The sequence below is a fragment of the Neobacillus nitrireducens genome, from assembly GCF_030915405.1.
GTDB lineage: Bacteria > Bacillota > Bacilli > Bacillales > Cytobacillaceae > Neobacillus.
Window position 1 is genome coordinate 4,589,964 of the sequence record NZ_CP133262.1, and the last position, 25,782, is coordinate 4,615,745.

The window sequence follows — 25,782 nt, forward strand, 5'->3', positions numbered from 1 at the left end:
GAAATGATTAAATCGGCCTATCTCCATATCCCTTTTTGTGAGCATATTTGCCATTATTGTGATTTTAATAAAGTATTTCTAAAGGGTCAGCCAGTAGATGAGTATTTAAAAGCGCTTGATCAAGAAATTCGAATGACAGTTAACCAGTTTCCCTCAGGTAATCTGGAAACAATTTTTGTTGGAGGAGGTACCCCGACATCGTTAAATGAGCAGCAACTCTATCGTTTTTGCGATAGCATTAACACAAACCTGCCGAAGAGTGAGACGATGGAATTTACCTTTGAAGCCAATCCAGGTGATTTAACGAAGGAAAAATTAGAAATATTAAAAGATGCGGGTGTAAATCGTCTGAGTCTAGGTGTGCAAACTTTTAACGAGGAATTACTAAAAAAAATTGGCCGCGTTCACAAAGCGAAAGATGTTTATCAAACCATTGATAACGCAAAAAAAATCGGATTCGAAAACATTAGTATCGATCTCATCTTTAGTTTACCAACGCAAACGATTAGAGATTTTAAAGAGTCATTAACTGAGGCTTTTTCCCTTGACATTACACATTATTCAGCTTATTCCTTAATTATTGAACCAAAAACTGTCTTTTATAACCTCTTGAAAAAAGGAAAGCTGCCTTCTCCTGGTGAGGATGTGGAAGCAGCTATGTACGAATTATTAATGGAGGAAATGGAAAAACACGGATTCAGTCAATATGAAATAAGTAATTTTTCAAAACCCGGTTTTGAAAGCAGGCATAACCTAACCTATTGGAACAACGAATCCTATTATGGGTTCGGTGCTGGGGCCCATAGTTACTTGAATGGGGTTAGACGATCAAATACTGGCCCATTAAAAAGATATATGGACCAAATTATTAGTGGGGAACTCCCTGTTATTAATGAACATCAGACCACTAAGGTTGAACAAATGGAAGAAGAAATGTTCCTAGGATTGCGTAAAACCCGAGGGGTATCAGTCCCGCATTTTATGGAAAAGTTTGCCGTTGATCCACAACAGTTATTCGAGCAGGAGATTGCAGAATTAACGAATAAACAGTGGTTAAAGGTGGAAAAAAATCATATATTTTTAACAAAAAAGGGCCGACTGCTAGGAAATGAAGTTTTTCAGGCATTTTTAAGATAAAAGTGATTTGCTTTTTGATTGACACCATCCCCCTTTATTTGATAATTTATTAGTATAATTAGCACTCGGTAACTAGGAGTGCTAACAGAGGTGATGAATGTTGTTATCAGATCGTCAATTGTTAATTCTTCAAGTTATTGTTGATGACTTTATTCGATCTGCCCAACCAGTCGGCTCAAGAAGCTTGTCGAAAAAAGAGGAAATCTCTTTTAGTTCGGCAACGATTCGCAATGAAATGTCCGACCTAGAAGATTTGGGGTATATTGAAAAGACACATACCTCTTCAGGGCGTGTCCCATCGGAAAAAGGTTATCGGTATTATGTTGACCATCTCCTGTCTCCACAAGTGTTAAATCAACATGATGTAACCATTATTCAGTCGATTTTTGCGGAGAAAATTTTTGAGTTTGAAAAAATTATTCAAAGATCAGCCAAAATATTATCGGAACTAACCAATTACACATCGATTGTCCTTGGTCCGGCCGTTAGTATTAATAAGTTGAAAAGAATTCAAATTATCCCGTTGAACAAAGAGACCGCTGTGGCTATTTTTGTAACAGACACAGGACATGTTGAAAATAGGACCTTTTCCTTACCGCCTTCGGTGGATGCAAGTGACTTAGAAAAAACAGTCAATATCCTGAATGAACGTTTGGCAGGAGTTCCGCTTGAAGACCTAAATGATAAAATTTATAAAGAAGTGGCGATGCTCTTAAGGCAGCATATTCATAATTATGATTTAATGCTGCATACCGTTGCTGATTCATTAAAAATGCCAATTAATGAAAAACTTTTCTTTGGCGGAAAAACGAATATGTTAAGTCAGCCAGAGTTTCATGATGTTGCAAAGCTTCGCAGCCTTTTAACCCTGATTGACCAGGAAGAGTGGATATATAATTTAATCAGAAATGATTCAGCAGGTATTCACGTCAAAATTGGCAGAGAGAATAACAATAGTGTGATGGATAATTGCAGCCTAATCACTGCTACCTATTCAGCAGGAGTTGAAAATTTAGGAACGATTGCCATCCTAGGTCCGACACGAATGGAATATTCTCGAGTCATTAGCTTATTGCAATTTCTTAGTAAGGATTTAACATCAGTTTTAACAAAGTTGTATCAAAATAAATAGCACTGGAAATATTGAGTAAGGGTGAAATTAGGGTGAATTTCACGTGGGTGAAATACCCTTTCATTTCACCCCCTTTTCCATGAAAATATATTACTTAAATTGGTAAATGCTTTAAGGGAGGTGAGTAAGTTGACAAATGAGAATAATAACACGATAAATGAAGAAGTTGATATCGAAAATACTGTTAATGTTGAACTTACCGATGAAAAAACGGTTGAGACTGTTTTTGAAGAGGGTGGAACAACTGAACAAACTGATGACTTTCCAGTTGATGTTAAGGAACAAGAACTTCAATTGCTGAAGGGAAAATTAGAGGAAGCAGATAATCGATATCTCCGACTCCAAGCTGATTTTGATAATTTCCGGAGACGCACTAGAATTGATCTAGAGGCGAGCCAAAAATATAGAGCACAAAACCTAATTACAGATTTACTACCTGCAATTGACAATTTTGAAAGAGCCATGAAAGTTGAAGCAGATAATGAACAAACCAAGACACTTCTTCAAGGAATGGACATGGTTTACCGCAGTTTGCTAGATGCCTTGAAAAATGAAGGTGTTGAAGTAATTGAATCGGTAGGTAAGGAATTTGACCCGCATCTCCATCAAGCCGTTATGCAGGGTGAGGACGAGAACTATGGCTCTAATATTGTAACGGATGAATTCCAAAAAGGATATTTGTTAAAGGACCGTGTCATTCGTCCAGCAATGGTAAAAGTAAATCAATAAGATTACATATTTTTAGGAGGAAAAGGAAATGAGTAAAATTATCGGTATTGACCTTGGTACAACCAACTCTTGTGTTGCTGTCCTTGAAGGCGGAGAACCAAAAGTTATTCCAAATCCAGAAGGCAATCGTACAGCTCCTTCCGTGATCGCGTTTAAAAATGGGGAACGCCAAGTTGGAGAAGTAGCTAAACGTCAAGCAATCACAAACCCAAATACAATCATGTCCATTAAACGTCATATGGGCACAAATTACAAAGTGAATATTGAAGGCAAAGAGTATACACCACAAGAATTATCTGCAATTATTCTTCAATATCTAAAATCTTATGCAGAAGATTATTTAGGTGAACCAGTTACAAAGGCAGTAATTACCGTACCAGCATACTTTAATGATGCTGAGCGTCAAGCAACAAAGGATGCAGGTAAGATTGCTGGTTTAGAAGTTGAGCGTATCATCAACGAACCAACTGCTGCAGCGCTTGCTTATGGATTAGATAAGACCGATGAAGATCAAACCATTCTTGTTTATGACCTTGGCGGTGGAACATTTGACGTTTCGATTCTTGAATTAGGCGACGGTGTGTTCCAAGTTAAATCAACAGCCGGTGATAATCGTCTAGGCGGGGATGACTTTGACCAAGTCGTCATTGATTACCTTGTAGACCAATTCAAAAAAGAAAACGGGATTGACCTTGCGCAAGATAAAATGGCGTTACAACGCTTAAAAGATGCGGCTGAAAAAGCGAAAAAGGATTTATCCGGTGTAACCTCAACACAAATTTCATTACCATTTATCACTGCCGGTGCTGCGGGTCCACTTCACTTGGAAGTTACTATGACTAGAGCTAAGTTTGATGAAATATCTGCGCATCTTGTTGAGCGGACGATGGGTCCAACTCGCCAAGCATTAAACGATGCAGGTTTAACACCTAAAGAAATTGATAAAGTTATCCTTGTCGGTGGATCAACACGTATTCCTGCTGTACAAGAAGCCATTAAAAAAGCGACTGGACAAGAGCCGCATCGTGGGGTTAACCCTGATGAGGTTGTAGCAATGGGTGCTGCTATTCAAGGTGGAGTTATTACTGGGGATGTTAAAGACGTTGTATTGCTTGATGTTACCCCATTATCCCTTGGAATTGAAACAATGGGCGGCGTATTTACGAAGTTAATTGATCGTAATACAACTATCCCTACATCTAAGTCACAAGTATTCTCAACAGCTGCTGACAATCAAACTGCCGTTGATATTCATGTTCTTCAAGGGGAACGTCCAATGGCGGCTAATAATAAGACACTAGGACGCTTCCAATTATCAGATATTCCACCAGCTCCACGTGGAATTCCACAAATTGAAGTTAACTTTGATATTGATAAGAATGGTATCGTAAATGTTCGTGCTAAAGATCTTGGTACAAATAAAGAACAACAAATTACCATCAAATCTTCAACAGGATTATCAGATGAAGAAATTCAACAAATGGTCCGTGAAGCGGAAGAAAATGCTGATGCTGATAAACTTCGCAAAGAAGAAGTGGAACTTCGAAATGAAGCAGACCAACTTGTCTTTACAACAGAAAAAACCTTAAAAGACCTTGAAGGTAAGGTTGATGCAGGTGAAGTAGCCAATGCTAATGAAGCAAAAGATGCGTTAAAAGCCGCAATTGAGAAAAATGACCTGGATGAAATCCGTGCGAAAAAGGATGCTTTACAGGAAATTGTTCAAGCTTTGACCGTTAAACTTTATGAACAAGCGGCAGCTGCGCAGCAAGCACAACAGGGAGGACCTGAGGCTGGAAATACTGCGGGTAAAGATGATGTTGTCGATGCAGAATTTGAAGAAGTAAAAGAAGATAAATAAGAGTTATTACAGCTCAGAAAAAAGTCAAAGTCAGATCGATGGGCTTTGACTTTTTTATTGCAATAACATTGTTATAAATGATAGAATAGTCTTTATGTGACAGATTCGGGAGTGGGTAATCATGAGTAAACGGGATTACTATGAAGTACTTGGGATTAGTAAAAGTGCTTCAAAGGATGAAGTAAAAAAGGCTTATCGCAAGCTTTCAAAAAAATATCATCCAGATATTAATAAAGAAGCAAATGCGGCTGATAAATTTAAGGAAATAACGGAAGCTTACGAAATATTGAGCGATGATCAGAAAAAGGCGCATTATGATCAATTTGGTCATACGGATCCAAACCAGGGCTTTGGCGGCAGCGGAGATTTCGGCGGCGGCTTTGGTGGCGGGTTTGAAGATATCTTTAATACCTTTTTTGGCGGTGGTGGAGGCGGAAGAAGACGTGATCCAAACGCACCAAGACAAGGGGCAGACCTCCAGTATACGATGACCGTTTCTTTTGAAGAAGCAGCATTTGGAAAAGAAACAGATATTGAAATACCGCGTGAAGAAACTTGTGATACATGTAGTGGCTCTGGGGCAAAGCCTGGAACTAAACCAGAAACTTGTCAGCACTGTCAGGGAACAGGACAGTTAAATGTGGAGCAAAATACCCCATTCGGTAGAATTGTTAATCGTCGTACTTGTAATCACTGTAATGGTACCGGTAAAGAAATTAAACATAAATGTTCAACTTGCGGTGGTAAAGGAAAAGTTCAAAAGCGCAAGAAAATTCATGTTAAAATCCCTGCCGGTATTGATGATGGACAGCAGCTTCGCATGTCAGGACAAGGTGAAGCTGGGTTTAATGGAGGACCGGCCGGGGACCTCTATGTTGTTTTCCATGTTAGACAGCATGAGTTTTTTGAAAGAGATGGCGATGATATTTATTGTGAAATGCCAATCACTTTTGTTCAAGCATCCTTGGGTGCTGAAATCGAGGTACCTACTCTGCACGGGAAGGTAAAGTTAAAAATTCCTGCAGGGACGCAAACGGAGAAAAAATTCCGATTAAAAGGAAAAGGTGTTCCTAACGTGCGTGGATACGGTGTTGGAGATCAATATATTCTCGTTCGAATTATTACTCCAACAAAACTGTCGGAAAAGCAAAAGCAGCTTTTAAAAGAATTCGCAGAGCTTAGCGGCACTTCTCCGATTGGTGAACACGAAGAAAGTTTTTTCTCAAAAGTAAAACGAGCCTTTAAAAGCGAGTAAGGATTGGAGTTGGTAGATGTGAAATGGTCCGAAATCAGTATTCACACAACAAATGAGGCGATTGAACCTATTTCTCATATTTTGCATGAAGCTGGGGCGAGCGGTGTAGTCATTGAAGATCCATTTGAACTGACAAAAGAAAGAGAAGATCAATTTGGTGAAATCTATCAACTCAATCCCGATGATTATCCAGAAGAAGGCGTACTATTAAAAGCGTACCTTCCGGTTAACAGCTTTTTAGGCGAAACCGTTGATGCCATTAAAGAGTCGATTAGTAATTTAATTATTCACAATATCGATATCGGTAAAAATCATGTAACGATTAGTGAAGTTAATGAAGAAGAATGGGCAACTGCTTGGAAGAAATATTATCATCCCGTGAAAATTTCTGAAAAGTTTACCATTGTTCCGACTTGGGAGATTTATACTCCGGTCAGCAGTGATGAACTAATTATTGAATTAGATCCGGGAATGGCATTCGGAACAGGAACACATCCGACAACTGTTCTATGTATTCAAGCACTTGAGAGAACGATTCGTCCCGGTGACAGGGTTATTGATGTTGGAACAGGCTCAGGGGTTTTAAGTATTGCAGCAGCCATGCTGGGTGCTGAAGATGTTCGTGCCTTTGACCTTGATGAGGTGGCGGTCACAACTGCAAGAGTGAACCTTAAACTCAATAAGGTGAGTGATCGTGCAACGACAGCACAAAATAATTTGCTCGATGGCGTTGAAGAAAATTCAGCCGATGTCGTTGTTGCTAATATTCTAGCAGAAGTTATTCTACGGTTTACTGAGGATGCGGCCAAGGTTATTAAACCTGGCGGGTCTTTTATTACCTCAGGAATTATCAAGCAGAAAAAAGATCAAGTTAAAGATTCATTGGTTGCAGCCGGATTTGAGATCATTGAAACGATTTTGATGGAAGATTGGGTTGCGATTATTGCAAAAAGGTTATAATGGTGGAATAAAGGGGAGATAACCCCTTTTTTTCATGCCATACTTTTAAATCAAGATTTTTTTTAGTAAAATAAAACGTGTATGTTTAGAGAGGGTGCAAGAAGTGTGCAACGATACTTTGTTAAACAACGAGCAAATGGTAATCGTTTTTTGATTGATGAAGAGGACCGGCATCATATCGTCAAGGTTATGCGTATGCAACTTGGTGATCAAATTATTTGTGTTGACCAAGAAGGGAAGCAAGCTGTGTGTGTCCTTGCAGAAATTACCGATACCAGTGTTGTTGCAGACGTTGTACAATGGAAGGAAACTGTCTCTGAGCTTCCCATTTCAATTACGATTGCAAGCGGCCTGCCCAAGGGGGACAAGCTAGAGTGGATTATTCAAAAAGGCACAGAACTTGGTGCACATCAGTTTCTCCCATTCTCAGCGGCTCGTTCAGTTGTAAAATGGGATGAAAAGAAAGCTTCGAAAAAAATAGATCGATGGCAAAAAATAGCTAAAGAAGCTGCAGAGCAATCCCACCGTGCATTCTTGCCAGAAGTTTTTAGTGCAATTAGCTTTAAAGAATTGATTTCTATGAGCAAGGATTATGATTATAAATTAGTTGCTTTTGAAGAAGAGAGTCGGAATGGTGAAACTTCCGTTTTTGCTGCTACGCTCAAAAAAATGAACAAAGGTGATTCACTTCTTTTGGTATTTGGACCAGAAGGCGGCTTAACCGATTCAGAGGTAGAGCAATTAAGGGATAATGATTTTTCAATTTGCGGGTTAGGCCCTAGAATATTACGAACGGAAACTGCCCCTTTATATACACTCGCGGCAATTTCCTATCATTTTGAATTAATGAGGTGAACAAATAATGGCAACAGTTGCGTTTCATACATTAGGATGCAAAGTTAATCACTATGAAACTGAAGCTATTTGGCAGTTATTTAAACAAGAAGGTTACGAACGAGTTGATTTTGAATCAATTTCGGACGTTTATATTATTAATACATGTACCGTTACTAATACAGGCGATAAAAAAAGCCGCCAGGTCATTCGACGGGCTGTTAGAAAAAATCCTGATGCGGTTATTTGTGTAACAGGTTGTTATGCACAAACCTCACCCGCTGAAATTATGGCTATCCCTGGTGTCGACGTTGTGGTCGGAACCCAGGACCGGATTAAAATGCTTGATTATATTGAGCAATATAAGCTTGAGCGCCAGCCAATTAACGGTGTCGGTAATATCATGAAAAGCCGCATCTATGAAGAACTTGATGTCCCATCCTTTACGGACCGAACTCGTGCTTCACTAAAGATCCAAGAAGGTTGTAACAATTTTTGTACCTTCTGTATTATTCCCTGGGCTCGCGGGTTAATGAGATCACGAGATCCGAAAGAAGTTATTCGTCAAGCACAGCAATTGGTTGATGCGGGTTACCAGGAAATTGTCTTGACTGGTATTCATACAGGCGGATACGGAGAAGACATGAAGGATTATAATCTTGCTCAATTACTTCGTGACTTGGAAGCAGTCAAAGGGCTAAAACGTTTGCGAATTTCATCAATTGAAGCGAGCCAAATTACGGATGAAGTGATCGAAGTAATTAAACATTCTCCGATTGTCGTTCGACATTTGCATATTCCGTTGCAATCGGGTTCTAATTCTGTTCTAAAAAGAATGCGTCGAAAATATACGATGGAGTTCTTTGGTGAAAGATTAGAGCGACTAAAAGAAGTTCTTCCTGGCCTTGCCGTTACCTCCGATGTAATTGTTGGTTTTCCTGGTGAGACGGAGGAAGAGTTTATGGAAACCTATAATTTCATTAATGACCATAAATTTTCTGAACTTCACGTATTCCCGTATTCAAAGCGTACTGGAACACCAGCCGCTCGTATGGAAGATCAGGTCGATGAGGAAGTTAAAAATGATCGAGTACATCGCCTTATTTCCCTTTCTGATCAATTAGCTAAGGAATATGCTTCCCGATTTGAAGGTGATGTCTTAGAAGTGATTCCTGAAGAGGTCTCAAATGAAGAAGCGAATTCCGGTTTATTGATGGGATACACGGATAACTACATGAAAGTTGTTTTCTCAGGGGCTGAAGATTTGATTGGTAAAATTGTTAAAGTAAATATTACCAAAGCGGGCTACCCATACAACGAAGGACAATTTGTTAAGGTTTTAGAGGATTCAGTCACAAAATCAGAATTATTTATTGAAGAAGAAACTGCCATTTAAGGACCATTTAGGTCCTTTTTTTTATCGTATTTAGGATAAACTATTGTCAGCAGCAAATTTCTTTCTAATCCACTCTGGAGCTTTTTTTAAAATCGAATGGAATTCGAAGGGAGCAAGTTTATGGCTACTACAAATATTGCTGCAATGATTGACCACACCTTACTAAAGCCGGAAGCAACACGGCAGCAAATTGAATCATTGTGCCAAGAGGCAAAAGAATATAAATTTGCTTCGGTGTGTGTAAATCCAACATGGGTAAGTACCGCTAAAGAACTGCTGCAGGGCAGTGATGTAATGGTTTGTACCGTAATAGGATTCCCATTAGGGGCAACTACCTCTGAAACCAAAGCGTTTGAAACGAAAAATGCAATTGATCATGGCGCTGATGAAGTGGATATGGTTATAAATATTGGAGCATTAAAGGATCATAACGATGAATTGGTGGAAAAAGATATCCGGACGGTTGTAGAGGCTGCCAAGGGCAAAGCACATACGAAGGTAATTATCGAAACAAGTTTGTTAAGCAAAGAAGAAAAGATTCGCGCCTGTGAACTTTCCGTAAAGGCAGGAGCGGATTTTGTGAAGACATCCACAGGATTTTCTACTGGTGGAGCGACGGCGGAAGACATTGCTTTAATGAGGCATACTGTTGGTCCTGACTTGGGTGTTAAAGCTTCCGGCGGGGTTAGAAGTACAGAGGATGTCCAAAAAATGATTGAAGCTGGAGCGACAAGAATTGGGGCAAGCTCCAGTATTGCCATCGTCAACGGTCAGACAGTCACTTCAAATTATTAAGATAAGACGGCTGAAAGGCCGTCTTTTTACGTGGTCTTTTTTGGTTTTCTATCATGTAAAAATAAAATCATTTTTCCAAATTTCGTTGCAAAAGGTAAGACGATAATAGAGGTGGCAACATTAAAAATGACACTTATATGGGCTAATTGGACATTTTTTGTATCTGCAAGCAGGGAGGCATTGTCTGTAAGTGTTGGAATGAGCGGGATAAATAGCAATACACCAAAAACATTAAGCCAAACGTGGGCAAATGCTGCTAGTCTCGATTCTTTTCCGCCGCCAATAGAAGCAATTAGGGCGGTGATACATGTACCAATATTAGCACCAAGGACAATTGCGATACCCGCATCAAGTTGCAAGGAACCAGTTAATAGAAAGCTCATGGCAATTCCAGTCATTGCCGTGCTCGATTGGATAATGGCTGTCATGATTGTACCAGTTAACAGGCTTAAAAGAAGTTGATCATTAATGGAAAGAATAAAATTATTGATAAAATTCATCGAAGTTAACGGGACTGCCAGCATCTCGAATCCTTTCATAGCCGCAAAAACTGAGGAGATTCCAAACAGCAGCATCCCAATACTTCTCGCTTTTTTATTTTTAAATAAAATAAGCAGGGCTCCACAAATTGCGAAAGGAACGAGGACTTTATCAATATTAAATGTAATTAATTCTGTTTTAAAAGTAGTTCCAATATTTGTGCCAAGTATAATTCCAATAGACTGCGGGAACGTCATTATTCTTGCTGAAATTAATCCAATCGTAATTACCATTACTGCGGTACTGCTCTGCAGGAGTGCAGTGATGAATGTCCCTGTCAGCATCCCTTTTAGCGGAGTACTAGTCAATTTAATTAACCAACCCTTTAATTTATTTGCAGATAAATTAAACAGGGCAAATCTAATTATGGTCATCCCAAAAATAAATAATAAAATGCAAAGAACAAATAAAAGTATGTAAAGCATTATTTATAGACCCCCCTCGTTTCATTGTATGGTACGACGAAGAGGGACATGCCAGTTTTAAGGTAAATAAAGGCAAGTCATCGTTTGAATGAATAAAAAAATAAATTGCTTGGAATATCACTGTGAATTTCAGTTGACCTTGTATCAAGGTTATATTATAATTGCAAGGTACATGGATTGAATGTTAGTGTGTTGTGTTTCGGAGGGAGGGAAAGAGAATGTCTAAAACCGTCGTTCGTAAAAACGAATCGCTTGAAGATGCTCTTCGTCGCTTCAAACGTACAGTATCAAAAACTGGTACTTTGCAAGAGGCAAGAAAGCGCGAATTCTATGAAAAGCCAAGTGTAAAACGTAAGAAAAAGTCTGAAGCAGCTAGAAAACGTAAGTTTTAAGAGAGGGTGTAATACATGAGTCTTCTCGAGCGTTTGAACAATGATATGAAACAAGCGATGAGAAACAAGGAAAAAGACAAACTCTCAGTCATTCGGATGGTGAAAGCTTCTTTGCAAAATGAAGCTATTAAGCTCGGTACTAAAGAGCTTACTGAGGATGTTGAGTTAACAATCCTTTCTCGCGAAGTAAAACAACGCAAAGACTCCCTCCATGAATTTGGTAAAGCTGGTCGTGAAGACCTAGTTGATAAGTTGCGCACGGAGTTGGCTATTGTTGAATTGTATATGCCAAAACAGCTTTCTGAAGAGGAACTGGCAGAGGTTGTAAAAGAAACAATTTCTGAAGTCGGCGCAAAATCAAAAGCAGAAATGGGAAAAGTGATGTCTGCCATTATACCTAAAGTAAAAGGTAAAGCAGATGGGGCACTTGTAAATAAACTTGTACAACAACACCTTTCATAGTATTCTGACGTAAAGACTGCAGGCCTTTGGCTTGTGGTCTTTTTATTTTATAAATGAAACTTAATTGATTTTCATACGTAATAATTATAGTCGAAGCTAAAGAACGAAAGGGGGCTCTCGAATGACAGAATTTCTTACTGACCCGATTGTTGTAACCGTATTATTATCGATTGCGGGAATCGGTATCGTATTAGAGCTTTTCTCATCTAAATTCGGTGTGGCAGGGTTTATCGGTGTGTTTGCGCTCATTTTATTCTTTTATGGGCATTTTCAAGCAGGGCTTGCGGGTTATGGTACTTTATTATTATTTGTTGCAGGATTACTCCTAATATTCCTTGAATTCTTTTTACCCGGGGCAATTTCCGGCACACTGGGTGTTGCTGCATTAATATTAAGTCTTTTTTTAGCAGGCGAAGATGCCATTCAAATCGGGGTTTCTATCTTAATCGCCATATTCTTATCCGTACTTGTATTTTTTATGATGATCAAGATTTTTGACAAAAAGCTTATTTTATTTAATAAAATGGTTCTATTTGATTCAGCTAAAAAAGAAGATGGTTATGTATCCAATATTAATCGTATTGATTTGATGGGAAAAGAAGGGATTGCCCTCACCATTTTGCGACCAGCTGGAACTGTTATTATTAACAGTGAAAGAGTTGATGTAGTAAGCGAAGGCGGCTTTATTGAGCAGAATGCTGCCGTTAAAGTCATTAAAGTTGAAGGAGCACGCATTGTTGTTAGAGAGGTATAAGAAATGAAGGGGGTTAGAAAATGATTGTAGGATCTGGTACCATTTTTATCATTGCAGTTGTAATTGTAGCTTTAATCTTATTAGGGATTTTATTATCCTTTGTACCTGTCATGTTGTGGATTTCTGCTCTAGCTGCAGGAGTCCGTATAAGTATCTTCACATTAGTTGGGATGAGACTTAGGAGGGTAACACCAAGCAGAGTGGTTAACCCACTTATAAAGGCCCATAAAGCTGGTTTAAACGTTACCACTAATCAACTGGAAAGTCATTACCTTGCCGGCGGTAATGTCGATAGAGTAGTTAATGCCCTAATTGCTGCACATCGGGCAAATATTGAATTATCGTTTGAACGTTGTGCAGCCATTGACTTAGCAGGGCGTGACGTTTTAGAAGCCGTCCAAATGAGTGTAAATCCAAAGGTGATTGAAACCCCATTTATTGCAGGTGTGGCTATGAATGGGATTGAAGTAAAGGCTAAAGCGAGAATAACGGTCCGTGCTAATATCGACCGTCTTGTCGGAGGTGCGGGTGAAGATACTGTTGTCGCTCGTGTAGGTGAAGGGGTCATATCGACGATTGGTTCCTCACTTGACCATAGTAAGGTACTCGAGAACCCTGAACTGATTTCGCAAACTGTCTTAGCCAAGGGATTAGATGCTGGTACCGCTTTTGAAATTCTATCGATTGATATTGCCGATGTCGATTTAGGTAGAAACATCGGTGCCGAGCTACAAACGGAGCAAGCGGAAGCCGATAAGAAAATTGCCCAAGCAAAAGCAGAAGAGCGTAGGGCTATGGCTGTCGCTACAGAGCAGGAAATGAAGGCAAAGGTACAGGAGATGAGAGCAAAGGTCGTGGAAGCAGAAGCTCAAGTACCGCTTGCAATGGCTGAAGCTCTTAAAACGGGGAATATTGGCGTTATGGACTATATGAACTTTAAAAATATTTCAGCGGATACTGAAATGAGAGGTTCAATTGGTAAGATAACGGGAGATAAAAAAGACGGACAATAAACCCGCTTTGGGAAAATAAAGGGGTGGTGATTCTTGGAAACAGTAGTATTTATGATTATCATCGGCATAGTTTCTGTTATCTTCCGAAGTGCAAAAGATAAGACAGGACAATCTAGAAATAAAACATTTTCAATGGAGACTTTTGAGGAATTTCGGACGCTAGTTAAAAAACAACTTAATCATGATGAAATTCCAACATCTAGCACCTTAAAATCAAAGAATATACCATTGGATCATCAAGAAAAGCTCGAAAATAAATACATGCAGTTGAAACAAGAGTCTGAGGTGAAACGGATTGGAATGTCCGTAGCCCAGCAAAGGATAGATAAAGTAGAAGTGAAGTCCGGGGCAGAGGAAGGAGAAATCGTTTCTCTTTATCCGGATGAAAAAACGCTCATTAATGGTATAGTTTGGTCAGAAATTCTGGGTGAGCCGCGTTCCAAAAAACCCTTTTTTGCAAGAAAAGGTTAGATGCAAATCAAGATAGCTAAATAGAAAAAGATGTGCTAGAACCTCCCTTCGTTTCATAAATATGAGATGAAAGGGGGTTCTTTTTTTATGGCGAAAAAATGGGCCGGGCGGGTTCGTAACTGGATGGCTAATAAAATGGATCTTCCTCAAGATGTCATGATGGATTTACCCCGCATTACGATGATTGGGCAAATCCATGTATATATAGAGAACCATCGAGGTTTACTTGTATTTACTGATAAAGAACTCCGACTGCTATTAAAGCAAGGGCAGTTATTAATAAAAGGTAAATCGTTTGTCATTAAAACGATTTTACCTGAAGAAATTTTGCTGGAAGGGAAAATTGATCAGGTCATTTATATAAGTGATAATCCGGGAGGAGAAAAATGAATAACCAGTGGATCGAATTTTTTTATGGCAGGGTAACTGTTAAAGTATCAGGAAAGGGTACAGAACGTTTTTTAAACGTTCTGACTAGGAATGGTCTTCATATTTGGAATGTCAAACGGCATGGGACTGAAACGATTACATTTAAGATGAGGCTCACGGATGCCAAGAACATCAGGTATTATGCACGTAAAAGTGATTGCACCATAACCTTTTTACGAAAGAGCGGGGTGCCTTTTTTACTAAAGAGAGCCATTAAAAATAGTGGCTTTTTGGGAGGAGCAGGAATTTTCCTGCTGATCTTATTATTCCTATCCAATGTTATTTGGGGAATTGAAATAAAAGGGGCAAAACCAGCAACAGAGTATCAGATTCGCAAAGAATTGGACAAGATGGGTGTGAAAATAGGGAAATTGCAATTTTTTGTAGATAATGTGGAAGGAATTCAAAGGAAACTGACTAATAATGTCGGTGAATTGACTTGGGTTGGAGTGGAATTAAAGGGGACAACCTTCCATTTTCAAGTGGTTGAAAAAAATGAGCCGCAAAAGCCAAAGCAATTATCACCGAGGAACCTAATCGCCAAAAAGAAAGCAATCATTGTCAATATGTATATTGAAAATGGCCAAAAAGTGGTCGATATTAATGATCATGTGGAACCGGGACAATTACTTGTTTCGGGTGCATTTGGACAAGAGGATAATCCAGAATTGGTTGCTGCCAAAGGAGAAGTATGGGGTGAAACTTGGTATAAAAGTCATGTGGAGCTTCCGTTAGTAACCAATTTTAAAGTTTTTAGCGGTAAAGAAAAAGTAAAGCATTTTATCTTACTTGGGAATTATGAATTCCCTGTGTGGGGCCTTGGTAAGCCGGAATTTAGTAACTATGAAACAGAAGAGAATGTGCACAAGATTCATTTCTTGAAGTGGGAATTGCCAATTTCATATCTCAATAAGACACTTCGAGAACGAGAAGAAGTCCAGCGTACCTATTCCAATAAAGACGCCCAAAAAATTGCGATTGAATTAGCAAAAAAACAAATAAAAGGACGCTTAGATGAAGATGCTATTATGAAAGATGAAAAAATTTTACACAAAGCAATTAAGAATGGTAAAGTTATACTGGATATTCATTTTAAGGTAATTGAAAATATTGCAGTCGGACAACCGATTTCAGGGGAGACCAGTGAATGACAGAAAAGTTAACTACCATAAATGTACAACTTGAAAATCCTGCAGAAGCAATTAGTTTGCTGGGGAATTCTGATTCCAATTTAAAAATAATTGAACAAGAGCTTGATGTTACGATCATTACTCGAGGTGAAGCTGTCAGTTTATCAGGTGACGAGGAAAACGTAAATCTGGCAGGACAAATCCTGAATAAATTAATGATTGTGATTCGAAAGGGAATAAATATTCGTCAAAGAGATGTCCTCTACGCGGTCCAAATGGCGAATGCCGGGACACTTGATTATTTTGTGAATTTGTATGATGAAGAAATCGGTAAAAATGTTAAAGGTAAAACCATTCGGATTAAGACACTTGGACAAAGAGAATATGTTACGGCCATAAAGAAGACAGATCTTGTATTTGGAATTGGTCCTGCTGGGACAGGGAAAACTTATCTTGCCGTCGTCATGGCCGTGGGTGCTCTCAAAAACGGGCAAGTAAATAAAATCCTTTTAACAAGACCTGCTGTTGAGGCTGGTGAAAGTCTTGGCTTTCTTCCTGGTGATTTAAAAGAGAAGGTCGACCCTTATCTACGGCCGTTATATGATGCTCTGCATGATGTGCTTGGTGCTGAACATACGCAAAGGTTAATCGAGCGAGGAACGATTGAAATTGCCCCGCTTGCTTATATGCGAGGACGTACATTAGATGATGCTTTTGTAATACTTGACGAGGCCCAAAATACTACACATGCCCAAATGAAAATGTTTTTGACAAGGCTTGGCTTTGGGTCCAAAATGGTCATTACGGGTGATCAAACACAGATTGATTTGCCAAAAGGGGCTAAATCAGGCTTAATTGCAGCCGAAGGTATTTTGAAGAATGTAAAAGGTATTTCCTTTGTCTTTTTAGAAACAACTGACGTAGTTCGCCATCCACTTGTCGGCAGAATTATCGAGGCTTACGAGAACAAGCTTGAGCAGCAATAATGTAACTGTGAGGGTAAACCTATTGTGGTTTACCTCTTTTTCATTGGAAAGACATACTTCAAACAATCTTCTTTTAAAGAAAGGTGAAACTTGTTCGAAAAACTGTTATCATTTTACATAAAGCAGGAACAGTGAAAATATGACAATTTTTGAGAGATGACTTTTCATGAATCACTTAAAGGGCCGTGGTTGGAGGGATATAGTTGGGTAAACTACAGCAATACTTCATACGGATACGTAAGCTGCTAGACATCACTTTTTTTCTAGTTCTATTTTTTATCATGCTAGGTACCGTATTATTTGCAGCAATGTATAGTAATGTAAAACCAGAAAAATTGGATATAAGCTTGTTTTCTGTAGCAGAAAAAACAATTCGTTCCCCTGGGACAGTGGAGGATAAAAAAAGTACAGAAAATAAACGCAAGGATGCTCTCGATCAAGTACAAGATGTATATGCCCTAAAAAAGGAATACACGCAAAATCGAGTGGATTTAATCAGCTCCATATTTCAAGCAGCTACTGAAGTGAATGATGAAATAAATGAAGAAATTAAGAAGTTTGAAGAGCTGACTACAGAAGAAAAACCAGAAAAAAAGGAACCAAGTGATTCTGAAAAAATGACTAGGTTAAAGGCTAAATTAACACCGAATGTATCAAAAGGACTTTCTGATCGGGTCTTTATGGCGTTAGTCCAAGCTAGTAATGATGAATTATCGATTGCTAAGGATTTAACTGTTACGGCAATTAATAATGTTATGGCCCAGCGGATTTCTGCTGACGAAGTAGAGAATGCCAAAAAAAGAGTGGAGGAAGAATTAAAATATACCACCTTAAATGATAATTTAAGAAATGGTGTCATTGAACTCGGCAGATATGCTGTGATTCAAAATGAATTTTATGATCCTAATGCGACAGAGGAACTCCGGCAGCAAGCAGTAGAGAGCGTGGAACCGGCAAAAATTCTTCAGGGTCAAATTCTAGTGGAAGAAGGAGAATTAATTAACCAAAATATATTTAGACAGTTAAAATTAGTTGGCCTCCTAAATAATGAGAGATCCTTTAAGCCCTTTATTGGGTTAATGGTGTTGATATCGATTATTTTATCTTCGATTTATTTTTATTTTTATCAAATAAAATCCAATCCGGAAAAGAGACAGACAGACTTGCTGTTGTATGGTATTATTTTCATTCTATCAATCTGTATTATGAAAATAATCAGCATGCTGCAAATTTTTACTTTTGCGGGAATTGGTTATCTTTACCCTGCAGCACTAGGGGCAATGTTAATTAAGATTTTGATTGATGAAAAGCTTGCTATTCTTATGTCAATTATTATGGCAGTATGCGGCAGTATTTTATTTAACGAAGGAGTTACAGGAACACTTAACTTTTCAGAAGGAATTTATATTCTATTCAGTGCCTTAGCGGGAATTTTATTCCTAAGTAACCAAAATCAGCGTTCGAAGATTTTGCAGGCAGGCTCTTTTGCAGCAATCGTAAACCTATTAACGATTTTAGCGTTAATGTATTTGCCCAATGGACAATTTTCTGGGGTAGAATATGGATATTATTTAATCACTGCCCTTGTCTCAGGGATTGGGTCAGCTGTTTTAACCATTGGTTTACTGCCTTTCTTGGAGGCGAGTTTTGGGATCCTGTCAACGATGAGGCTGATTGAGCTTTCAAACCCAAACCATCCACTGTTACGTAAAATATTAATGGAAGCACCAGGTACCTATCATCATAGTGTAATGGTTGCTAATTTAGCGGAATCTGCATGCGAAGCAATTGGAGCAAATGGACTTTTAGCAAGAGTTGGGAGTTATTACCATGACATTGGCAAGACACGTCGTCCGAATTTTTATATTGAGAACCAGATGCATCTTGAAAATCCCCATGATCGTCTGCCTCCGGAAAAAAGTGCCAGCATCATTATTGCCCATGTCACAGATGGCTCTAATATTTTAAAGAAATACCATATGCCTAAAGAAATTATTGAGATTGCTGAACAACATCACGGAACAACCCTGCTAAAATTCTTTTATCATAAGGCAATCCAGGGGGATACTGAAATAAAGGAAGCGGATTACCGCTATCCTGGTCCAAAGGCAAAAACAAAAGAGTCTGCTGTTGTTGGTATTGCAGATAGTGTCGAGGCAGCAGTTCGTTCATTATCCCAGCCTACGCCTGAAATAATCGAGTCATTAGTAAAAAAAATTGTGGCGGATCGGCTTCAAGATGGACAATTGAATGATTGTGATATCACAATGAGAGAAATTGAAACCGTATCTGAAGCTTTATGTGAGACCTTAACGGGGATTTTTCACTCCAGAATTGAATACCCGGAAATGATTAAGAAGGAGAAACATGCATGACATTATTAATTGATTGTATCGACGAAACTGAAAAGCTGACTGAAGAACAAATGCTTGAAATTGAAAGGGTAATCAACTTTGCGGCTAGGAAACAAATGGTTGAAGCGCATAGCGAAGTTTCCATTACATTTGTATCGAATGAAAGAATACAGGAAATTAACCGAGAATACCGCGATAAAGACAAGCCTACGGATGTTATTTCGTTTGCTATGGAGGAACTAGGAGAAGGCGAGGTGGAGCTAATTGGGGCCGATATGCCTCGCGTCTTGGGTGATATTATTATCTCCATTCCTAAAGCAATTGAGCAGGCAGAAGAATATGGACATTCCTTTTTACGTGAACTTGGTTTTCTAGCAGTACATGGCTTCCTTCATCTTCTTGGCTATGATCATATGACTGAAGAAGAAGAGAAAGAAATGTTCACACGGCAAAAGGAAATATTAGATGAGTATGGACTCAAACGATAAACGACCGCAGCAGTCATGGCTGGGAACATTTTCAAATGCATTCGCGGGAATTCTGGTTGCCCTGAAGTCAGAGAAAAATATGAAGAGCCATTTATTTTGCTCAATTATTGTTTTACTTGTTTCCTATTATTTTTCGATTACAAAAATGGAATGGATATTTATCCTAATTGCTATCGGAGGTATGTTTGCATTGGAATTAGTGAATACCGCAATCGAGAGAGTTGTTGATCTAGTTACCGTTGAGTATCATCCTTTAGCTAAACAGGCAAAGGATATGGCGGCTGGTGCGGTGTTGATCTATGCCGTTCTTTCGATTGCAATTGGGATATTTATCTTTTTTCCATACATACAAAGGTTTTAAAAAAGTCAAGCTGAAAAAAGTTTATTCGCTGTCATTTGAAATGAGTAACTGGATTCGGTAAAATAACTTATCAGCAAAATAAATAGACATGCTGATTTATGAGAAAATTCTAATTTTTTAATTTTTTTACCTCAACCTAATGATTTTCATACAATTTTGAGGTAAAATAAAGAAACAGCAGATTCTTGCTGGAAGGGAAGAACAAAAGTGAACATTGATCAACTAATTGTAGAAGCAATCCAGGCAACATCCTTCACTCAGGAGGATTTACATGCTGAATAATGAGAACGCAAGCAAAGGCTACAAATCAGGTTTTATTTCGATTATTGGCCGTCCAAATGTAGGTAAATCCACATTTCTTAATCGCGTGATTGGCCAAAAGATTGCCATCATGAGTGATAAGGCACAAACCACCCGTAACAAAATCCAAGGCGTATTAACAATAGATGACGCCCAAATGATTTTTATAGATACTCCAGGTATCCATAAACCAAAACATAAATTAGGCGATTTTATGATGAAGGTAGCTGTAAATACCCTTAAAGAGGTTGATTTGATTCTTTTTATGGTAAATGCTGAAGAAGGATTTGGACGTGGTGAAGAATTTATTCTTGAAAAATTCCACACAGTAAATACACCTATCTTCCTTGTAATAAATAAAATTGATCAAGTACACCCTGATCAATTATTGCCGATAATTGAATCATATAAAGAAAAATATCCTTTTAAAGAAATTGTGCCAATCTCTGCGCTAGAAGGTAACAATGTGGAGCAACTGTTGGGTCAGATAAAGTCTTTCTTACCAGAGGGACCGCAGTATTATCCAGCAGATCAGGTTACTGATCACCCTGAACGCTTTATTATCACAGAGTTAATCAGGGAAAAAGCCCTCCACTTAACACGAGAGGAAATTCCCCACTCTTTAGCTGTGGTTCTTGACAAAATGGAGCGGCGAGAAGGAAAAGATATGATTGATGTTATGGCAACCGTTATTGTTGAACGTGATTCGCAAAAAGGAATTATTATTGGAAAACAAGGAAGTATGTTAAAAGAAATAGGAAAGCGTGCAAGAGTGGATATTGAAAATCTCCTCGGGTCAAAAGTGTATTTAGAGTTATGGGTAAAGGTTCAAAAAGATTGGCGTAATAAGATGTCCCAGCTCCGAGATTATGGCTTCAATGAAGATGAATATTGATTAATATTGACTAGCTCTTTTCTAATAACCATAACTAAAATACTACCGTTTATTTAAAATTATGCATGGACAACATTAACAAATATTTTGTCTTATGATTATTGCGCTGGCAGGCTATGATAATTGTAAGGTTTGGGACCGAATGAAAGCTAGGCTAAATATGAAAGGTGGGGTTTTCGATGATGGATTTTACGTGGAAAGTATTCCTTCAAACAGGTAATATTGACACATATCTTCTCATTAAAGAACTAGAGAAGGAAAACCAAGAAATACCCGGAAATCTGAATGATGAGCTAGCACAAATCGATTTTCCCGTTTCATAAGTTTGTCTTCGTGCTACTTTAGAAGGTGACAATAATGCTTCAAAAGTGTGAAGGCATTGTTATTAGAACAACAGATTATGGTGAAACAAATAAGATTGTGACTTTATATACTAGGGAATGGGGAAAGGTGGGCGCAATGGCTCGTGGTGCAAAAAAGCCAAACAGCCGCCTTTCCTCGATTACACAGCTTTTTACCCATGGTTATTTTCTAATTAATAGAGGATCTGGATTAGGAAGTATGCAGCAGGGAGAAACTGCTACCTCCTTAAGGTCAATAGGTGAAGATATTTTTTTAACGGCCTATGCAAGTTATATTGTCGAGTTAACCGATAAATGCACGGAAGAAAAAAAACCAAATCCTTATCATTTTGAATTGCTCTATCAAACATTGAATTACTTGAATGAAGGCTACGATCCGGATATACTCATGAATATTTATGAGATGAAAATGTTAAATATGTTGGGATTAAATCCAATCTTGAATCAATGTTCTATTTGTGGCAATACAGACGGACTTTTTTCTTTTTCCATTCGTGAAGGCGGGTTTATCTGTCATCGATGTCTAGATAAGGATCCGTACCATTATAAATTATCACCTAGTACGGTTAAATTAATCAGGCTATTTTATTATTTTGATCTTTCTAGGTTAGGAAATATTTCTGTGAAAGCTGAGACGAAGGCTGAGCTTAAAAATGTTATTACTTCTTACTATGAAGAGTACTCGGGTCTTCATCTCAAAACGAAGAAGTTTCTTAATTCGATGGATAAATTTCGTAATCTCTTATAATTGACCAGTTGACAATGTTTGGAGTTTTCGCTATTATTTTCTTTAATAAAATATTTGCATTGACGGAAAAGAGTACTTAGTCATCTCTATAAAAGCGAACCTAGGGTGGTGGAAGCTAGGGTATAGGGCACTAAGGAAGGCGTTCCTGAGCAAGCTAATGTGTTAAATAACACGATTAAAGAGGCTGTATTTTTACAGCAATTAGGGTGGAACCGCGGGTAACTCTCGTCCCTATGCTAATAAGCATAGGAACGAGAGTTTTTTTGTTTGAAAGCAAATTTATTAAAAGGAGCAATTTAAATGAAAGTAACAATGGAACAAATCGTCTCACATGCGAAGCACAGAGGATTTATATTTCCAGGTTCAGAGATTTACGGAGGACTCGCTAATACTTGGGATTACGGCCCGCTAGGAGTTGAATTTAAGAATAATATTAAGCAGGCATGGTGGAAAAAATTTGTTCAAGAGTCGCCGTACAATGTTGGCTTAGATGCAAGTATTCTAATGAATCCTCGTACATGGGAAGCTTCAGGACATATTGGGAACTTTAATGATCCAATGATTGACTGTAAAAATTGTAAAGCACGTCATCGTGCTGATAAATTAATTGAAAATGCGCTTGATGAAAAAGGGATTGAATTGGTTGTTGACGGCTTACCATTTGAAAAAATGGAAGAAATGGTTAAAGAGCATAATATTGCCTGTCCAGACTGTGGCAGTCATGATTTTACAGGAATTCGTCAGTTTAATTTAATGTTTAAAACCTTTCAAGGGGTAACAGAATCTAGTACAAATGAAATATTCCTTCGCCCGGAAACAGCCCAAGGTATTTTCGTGAATTTTAAAAATGTTCAGCGGACGATGAGAAAGAAAATGCCGTTTGGTATTGCTCAAATTGGAAAAAGTTTTCGTAATGAAATAACTCCAGGTAACTTTACGTTCCGGACTAGAGAGTTTGAACAAATGGAACTTGAATTTTTCTGTAAGCCTGGTGAGGAGCTTAAATGGTTTGATTATTGGAAAAATTTTGCTGAAAACTGGTTAATGTCTTTAGGTCTTACCAAGGAAAATTTACGTCTTCGGGACCACTCTGACGATGAACTATCGCATTATAGTAATGCAACTACTGATTTTGAATTTAAGTTCCCGTTTGGCTGGGGTGAACTGTGGGGTGTTGCCTCAAGAACAGATTATGATTTGAGGCAGCATATGGAGTTTTCGGGTGAAGATTTCCATTATCTTGACCCTGAAACAAATGAGAAGTATGTACCATTCTGTATTGAACCTTCCTTAGGAGCGGATCGGGTGACCTTAGCCTTCTTAATTGATGCCTATGACGAAGAACAGCTTGAAGATGGTACATCTAGAACGGTCATGCATTTCCACCCAGCCTTAGCCCCGTTCAAGGCGGCAGTCCTTCCGTTATCGAAGAAGCTGTCTGAAGAAGCACGTGAAGTATTCGCTGCTTTAGCTAAGCACTTTTCAGTGGATTATGACGAATCAGGTTCAATTGGCAAACGCTATCGCCGTCATGATGAAATCGGGACACCGTATTGTATCACCTTTGATTTCGATTCTAAAGAAGATCATATGGTTACAGTTCGGGACCGTGATACAATGGAGCAAAAACGTATTCCAATCCAAGAACTGGTTAGCTTTTTACAAGAAAAGATGACGTTTTAATGAGAAACTCGCCACTTGGCGAGTTTTCTTAATACATTCATTAGTATATAATATTCCTAATAAGTATGACTTTTAGAAAGTCGTGTGTAATCTCCTCTAAAAGTAATACAAAGGTGGTGTGAACAATCGAACTGACCAAACGGCAAGAACATATTTTACAAATTGTAAAAGAAAATGGGCCAATTACCGGGGAGCATATTGCAGATCAATTAAGTCTAACTAGAGCTACATTAAGGCCAGATCTTGCAATATTGACAATGGCAGGCTTTTTAGATGCAAGACCGCGAGTCGGTTATTTTTATACTGGAAAGTCTGGGACACAGCTGTTGACCGAAAATCTACAAAAAATATATGTAAAAGATTATCAATCCATTCCTGTAGTAGTGAACGAAAATATCTCCGTTTACGATGCTATTTGTACTATGTTCCTTGAGGATGTGGGAACATTATTTGTAGTAGATCAAAATACCATTCTTGTTGGAGTACTATCAAGGAAGGATTTGCTTAGAGCAAGTATAGGGAAGCAAGAGCTTACCTCTATTCCTGTCAATATTATTATGACCAGAATGCCAAATATCACCATGTGTGAACGGGATGATTTATTGATTGATATCGCAAAAAAGTTAATTGAAAAACAAATTGATGCCCTGCCAATTGTTCGAAAAACAGAAAATGGGTATGAAGTTATCGGGCGATTAACGAAGACTAACATTACAAAGGCTTTTGTTGCCCTTGGTGATGAGTAACAAACGGAAAGTTAACTTGAAGAGGGGTTGTTGAGGGAGAATGAGTGTACCAATTATTTATGTTGTATCTGATTCAGTGGGGGAAACAGCTGAACTAGTTACCAAAGCAGCAATAAGCCAGTTTAATGGCTCTGGGATGACTTTAAAAAGATTTCCCTATGTGGAGGATCAGGAGCATATTGATGAAGTTCTTTCCCTTGTTTTACTGGATAAAGCTATGATTGCCTTTACGCTTGTCAAACCTGAAATGCGTACATATATCAAGGAAAGAGCGGAAAAGGAAGGGATCTTGGCTGTTGATTTAATTGGCCCAATCATGGATCAGATTCAAGTTTTCAGTGGAAAGACACCTCTTTGTGAGCCAGGACTTGTTCGTAAGTTAGATGAGGATTATTTTAAAAAAGTGGAAGCGATTGAATTCGCCGTAAAATATGATGATGGCCGGGACCCAAGAGGCATATTAAAAGCAGATATTGTCTTAATTGGTGTATCAAGAACTTCCAAGACGCCACTATCTCAGTATCTAGCTCATAAACGTTTAAAGGTTGCGAATGTCCCGCTTGTTCCAGAAGTTGACCCGCCAGAAGAACTTTATAGGGTTCCAATCGAGAAATGCTTCGGTTTGAAAATAAGCCCAGAAAAGTTAAATAATATCAGAAAGGAACGATTAATTTCCTTAGGGTTAAATGATAAGGCCAGTTACGCCAATATTGAACGTATTAAAGCAGAGTTAATCTTTTTTGAAAAAATTGTGAAGAAAATAAACTGTCCTGTTATTGATGTTACCAATAAAGCCGTAGAAGAAACGGCAAATGTTATCCTAAATTATATTCATAAAGGGAGATCTTAACACATAATCATTAGATTATGTGTTTTCTACTGATAGAAAGTGGAATAATAATGATAAAAAGTTATGGTAAAATGATGATAAATGTACTATAATAAAAAATTGTGATAAAAATATATCTTTTTAGGTTTAGACTTGCTTGTGAACGAATAAACTATTTATTGTTAGATGTCAAGGGAACCCCCTAAAAAGAATTCGACATAAATCCTTTTATAAAAGTTATTACTTAAAGAAGGAATATGCGGAGAGATGTAGAATTAATACTTATGTGAAAGGCAATCCGACTATTTTATGTCG

Annotated in this window: 27 protein-coding genes and 1 other annotated feature; of the genes, 26 read left to right on the top strand and 1 reads right to left on the bottom strand. The window is 38.2% G+C overall.

The features are described 5' to 3' along the window. Positions 1-3 precede the first annotated feature (3 nt). The 9 genes from hemW (at position 4) to deoC (ending at position 10,099) form a co-directional block, all read left to right on the top strand. A complete protein-coding gene (hemW, locus tag RCG22_RS22315; RefSeq protein ID WP_308104756.1) occupies positions 4-1,137 on the top strand; it encodes a radical SAM family heme chaperone HemW in 1,134 nt (377 codons plus the stop codon). A 100-nt stretch (positions 1,138-1,237) separates the two neighbouring features. Continuing rightward, positions 1,238-2,269 carry a heat-inducible transcriptional repressor HrcA gene (gene hrcA / locus RCG22_RS22320; protein WP_098259585.1) on the top strand — a complete coding sequence of 344 codons (1,032 nt, stop codon included), beginning with the start codon at positions 1,238-1,240 and terminating at the stop codon, positions 2,267-2,269. Positions 2,270-2,398: 129 nt separating this feature from the next. Further along, on the top strand, positions 2,399-2,998 hold the full coding sequence (gene grpE / locus RCG22_RS22325) for a nucleotide exchange factor GrpE (RefSeq protein ID WP_098259584.1): 600 nt from the start codon (positions 2,399-2,401) through the stop codon (positions 2,996-2,998). Positions 2,999-3,026: 28 nt separating this feature from the next. After that, a complete protein-coding gene (dnaK, locus tag RCG22_RS22330) occupies positions 3,027-4,859 on the top strand; it encodes a molecular chaperone DnaK (protein ID WP_308104757.1) in 1,833 nt (610 codons plus the stop codon). A gap of 121 nt (positions 4,860-4,980) precedes the next feature. Next, positions 4,981-6,114 (top strand): molecular chaperone DnaJ, encoded by a 1,134-nt coding sequence (dnaJ, locus tag RCG22_RS22335; protein ID WP_308104758.1) that lies wholly within the window; start codon positions 4,981-4,983, stop codon positions 6,112-6,114. Positions 6,115-6,132: 18 nt separating this feature from the next. Beyond that, entirely contained in the window at positions 6,133-7,074 is a 942-nt protein-coding gene (gene prmA / locus RCG22_RS22340; RefSeq protein WP_308104759.1) for a 50S ribosomal protein L11 methyltransferase, read from the top strand. 105 nt (positions 7,075-7,179) lie between these two features. Continuing rightward, positions 7,180-7,929: a 16S rRNA (uracil(1498)-N(3))-methyltransferase gene (locus tag RCG22_RS22345; RefSeq protein ID WP_308107225.1), complete on the top strand. Its 750-nt coding sequence runs from the start codon at positions 7,180-7,182 to the stop codon at positions 7,927-7,929. Between the two features lie 7 nt (positions 7,930-7,936). Continuing rightward, on the top strand, positions 7,937-9,304 hold the full coding sequence (gene mtaB, locus RCG22_RS22350; protein WP_308104760.1) for a tRNA (N(6)-L-threonylcarbamoyladenosine(37)-C(2))-methylthiotransferase MtaB: 1,368 nt from the start codon (positions 7,937-7,939) through the stop codon (positions 9,302-9,304). A 120-nt stretch (positions 9,305-9,424) separates the two neighbouring features. Next, complete coding sequence (gene deoC, locus RCG22_RS22355; RefSeq protein ID WP_308104761.1) at positions 9,425-10,099, top strand: deoxyribose-phosphate aldolase; 675 nt, start codon at positions 9,425-9,427, stop codon at positions 10,097-10,099. 26 nt (positions 10,100-10,125) lie between these two features. Here the strand turns inward: deoC and RCG22_RS22360 are convergent, their stop codons facing one another. After that, positions 10,126-11,064 (bottom strand): Na/Pi symporter, encoded by a 939-nt coding sequence (locus RCG22_RS22360; protein WP_308104762.1) that lies wholly within the window; start codon positions 11,062-11,064, stop codon positions 10,126-10,128. 218 nt (positions 11,065-11,282) lie between these two features. Here RCG22_RS22360 and rpsU point away from each other — a divergent pair, with 218 nt between their 5' ends. From rpsU to RCG22_RS22445, 17 genes are all read left to right on the top strand, one after another. Beyond that, entirely contained in the window at positions 11,283-11,456 is a 174-nt protein-coding gene (gene rpsU, locus RCG22_RS22365) for a 30S ribosomal protein S21 (protein WP_007087607.1), read from the top strand. 15 nt (positions 11,457-11,471) lie between these two features. After that, positions 11,472-11,918 (top strand): GatB/YqeY domain-containing protein, encoded by a 447-nt coding sequence (locus tag RCG22_RS22370; RefSeq protein WP_098259576.1) that lies wholly within the window; start codon positions 11,472-11,474, stop codon positions 11,916-11,918. A gap of 121 nt (positions 11,919-12,039) precedes the next feature. Next, the gene (locus RCG22_RS22375) at positions 12,040-12,672 is read left to right on the top strand and encodes an NfeD family protein (protein ID WP_308104763.1); all 633 of its coding nucleotides are present in this window, start codon (positions 12,040-12,042) and stop codon (positions 12,670-12,672) included. A 20-nt stretch (positions 12,673-12,692) separates the two neighbouring features. Then, positions 12,693-13,685 (top strand): flotillin-like protein FloA, encoded by a 993-nt coding sequence (floA, locus tag RCG22_RS22380; RefSeq protein ID WP_176525418.1) that lies wholly within the window; start codon positions 12,693-12,695, stop codon positions 13,683-13,685. A 33-nt stretch (positions 13,686-13,718) separates the two neighbouring features. Further along, positions 13,719-14,156 carry a hypothetical protein gene (locus RCG22_RS22385; RefSeq protein ID WP_308104765.1) on the top strand — a complete coding sequence of 146 codons (438 nt, stop codon included), beginning with the start codon at positions 13,719-13,721 and terminating at the stop codon, positions 14,154-14,156. Between the two features lie 87 nt (positions 14,157-14,243). After that, a complete protein-coding gene (yqfC, locus tag RCG22_RS22390; protein ID WP_098259573.1) occupies positions 14,244-14,546 on the top strand; it encodes a sporulation protein YqfC in 303 nt (100 codons plus the stop codon). Continuing rightward, positions 14,543-15,736 carry a sporulation protein YqfD gene (gene yqfD, locus RCG22_RS22395; protein WP_308104766.1) on the top strand — a complete coding sequence of 398 codons (1,194 nt, stop codon included), beginning with the start codon at positions 14,543-14,545 and terminating at the stop codon, positions 15,734-15,736. Before yqfC ends, yqfD begins: the two co-directional genes overlap by 4 nt. After that, positions 15,733-16,701 (top strand): PhoH family protein, encoded by a 969-nt coding sequence (locus RCG22_RS22400; protein ID WP_308104767.1) that lies wholly within the window; start codon positions 15,733-15,735, stop codon positions 16,699-16,701. Before yqfD ends, RCG22_RS22400 begins: the two co-directional genes overlap by 4 nt. 203 nt (positions 16,702-16,904) lie before the next feature. Further along, on the top strand, positions 16,905-19,076 hold the full coding sequence (locus tag RCG22_RS22405; RefSeq protein WP_098259570.1) for an HD family phosphohydrolase: 2,172 nt from the start codon (positions 16,905-16,907) through the stop codon (positions 19,074-19,076). Further along, positions 19,073-19,543: an rRNA maturation RNase YbeY gene (gene ybeY, locus RCG22_RS22410; protein ID WP_308104768.1), complete on the top strand. Its 471-nt coding sequence runs from the start codon at positions 19,073-19,075 to the stop codon at positions 19,541-19,543. Before RCG22_RS22405 ends, ybeY begins: the two co-directional genes overlap by 4 nt. Further along, entirely contained in the window at positions 19,527-19,904 is a 378-nt protein-coding gene (locus RCG22_RS22415) for a diacylglycerol kinase family protein (RefSeq protein WP_308104769.1), read from the top strand. Before ybeY ends, RCG22_RS22415 begins: the two co-directional genes overlap by 17 nt. 271 nt (positions 19,905-20,175) lie before the next feature. Beyond that, positions 20,176-21,099, top strand: coding sequence for a GTPase Era (gene era, locus RCG22_RS22420; protein WP_308104770.1), 924 nt, complete (start codon positions 20,176-20,178; stop codon positions 21,097-21,099). 179 nt (positions 21,100-21,278) lie between these two features. After that, positions 21,279-21,422 (top strand): YqzL family protein, encoded by a 144-nt coding sequence (locus tag RCG22_RS22425; protein WP_066257674.1) that lies wholly within the window; start codon positions 21,279-21,281, stop codon positions 21,420-21,422. A gap of 34 nt (positions 21,423-21,456) precedes the next feature. Further along, on the top strand, positions 21,457-22,209 hold the full coding sequence (gene recO / locus RCG22_RS22430) for a DNA repair protein RecO (protein ID WP_308104771.1): 753 nt from the start codon (positions 21,457-21,459) through the stop codon (positions 22,207-22,209). A gap of 50 nt (positions 22,210-22,259) precedes the next feature. Then, positions 22,260-22,445, top strand: a binding site (T-box leader). A 64-nt stretch (positions 22,446-22,509) separates the two neighbouring features. Next, positions 22,510-23,892 (top strand): glycine--tRNA ligase, encoded by a 1,383-nt coding sequence (locus RCG22_RS22435; RefSeq protein ID WP_308104772.1) that lies wholly within the window; start codon positions 22,510-22,512, stop codon positions 23,890-23,892. Positions 23,893-24,017: 125 nt separating this feature from the next. Then, entirely contained in the window at positions 24,018-24,638 is a 621-nt protein-coding gene (ccpN, locus tag RCG22_RS22440; protein WP_286137704.1) for a transcriptional regulator CcpN, read from the top strand. A 40-nt stretch (positions 24,639-24,678) separates the two neighbouring features. Continuing rightward, positions 24,679-25,488 carry a pyruvate, water dikinase regulatory protein gene (locus RCG22_RS22445; protein ID WP_308104773.1) on the top strand — a complete coding sequence of 270 codons (810 nt, stop codon included), beginning with the start codon at positions 24,679-24,681 and terminating at the stop codon, positions 25,486-25,488. Positions 25,489-25,782 lie beyond the last annotated feature (294 nt).